The sequence below is a fragment of the Nocardioides sp. NPDC023903 genome, from assembly GCF_040639295.1.
Classification (GTDB): domain Bacteria; phylum Actinomycetota; class Actinomycetes; order Propionibacteriales; family Nocardioidaceae; genus Nocardioides.
On record NZ_JBEZZS010000112.1, the window covers coordinates 1 to 1,080 of the forward strand.

Sequence of the window (1,080 nt, forward strand, 5' to 3'; positions counted from 1 at the left end):
GCGGCGAAGGTGAGGGCGTTGTCGGCGGCGTAGGCGAGGACTCCCCCGTGCACGAAGCCGAACTGCTGGCCGTGCTCGGGCTGGATGTCGATGACGAGAGTGGCCGCGCCATCACCGAATTCGGTGAGCTCGGTGCCGACCAGACGGGCGAACGGCTGCGCGGCGAGTACCTGGCGCGCCAGGTCGAGGTCGAGGGTGGTGGCTTCGGTCGGCATCGGGTGTTCCGTTCTTCGAGCTCAGTCGTGATCGGTTGGCGCGCTACGGATATTGCCACGCCCGGTTACGCCGGATTCCCGGTGCCATGGGGTATGACGGAACAGTGCCCCGGTGGCTCCTGCATGTCGATCTCGACCAATTCCAGGCGGCGGTGGAATTCCGGCGTCGCCCTGAGCTGCGCGGCCGACCGGTCATCGTCGGCGGCGAGGGCGACCCCGCACAGCCCCGCAAGGTTGTGACCTGCGCTTCTTACCCCGCGAGGGCCTATGGGGTGCGGGCGGGGATGGCGTTGCGAATGGCGCAGCGCAAGTGCCCGGAGGGTGTTTTCCTGCCGGTCGACATGGCCGCCTACGAGGTGGCCTCCGAGGAGATCATGGCCACGCTGGGCCGGGTCGCCGGCGCGGTCGAGGTGTGGGGGATGGACGAGGCCTTCGTGGCCACCGACGGCGATCCGTGGCAACTGGCCGCCGAGATCCGTTCCGCCATCATCGAACTCGGCCTCACGTGTGCGGTCGGCATCGGCGACAACAAGCTCACCGCCAAGCTCGCCACCGGTTTCGCGAAGTCCACCGGCAAGACCTCCGCCGAACCCGAGCACGACCCCGGCGCCGCCACCGGCATCTTCGAACTCACCGCCGCCAACTGGACCGAACTCATGGGCCACCGCCCCACCGATGCGCTCTGGGGCGTCGGCGCCCGCATCGCCGAACGCCTCGCCGACCTCGACATCACCACGGTCGCCGACCTCATGGCCGCCGACCGCGCCCGCCTGGCCGCCGCATTCGGCCCGAGCACCGGCCCCTACCTGTGGGTCCTGGGCCACGGCAAAGGCGACACCGAACTCTCGACCACCCCGAGAATCCC

General features: G+C 69.6%; 2 protein-coding genes. One reads left to right on the top strand and one right to left on the bottom strand.

Going from position 1 to position 1,080, the window contains the following annotated elements; genetic code table 11:
• Nucleotides 1-215, bottom strand: a 215-nt coding sequence (locus AB0F44_RS30320) for a PaaI family thioesterase (protein WP_357361095.1), incomplete at its 3' end; no start/stop codon positions are given.
• 35 nt (nucleotides 216-250) lie between these two features.
• Between AB0F44_RS30320 and AB0F44_RS30325 the strand changes: the two genes are divergently transcribed.
• Nucleotides 251-1,080, top strand: an 830-nt coding sequence (locus AB0F44_RS30325) for a DNA polymerase IV (protein ID WP_357361097.1), incomplete at its 3' end; no start/stop codon positions are given.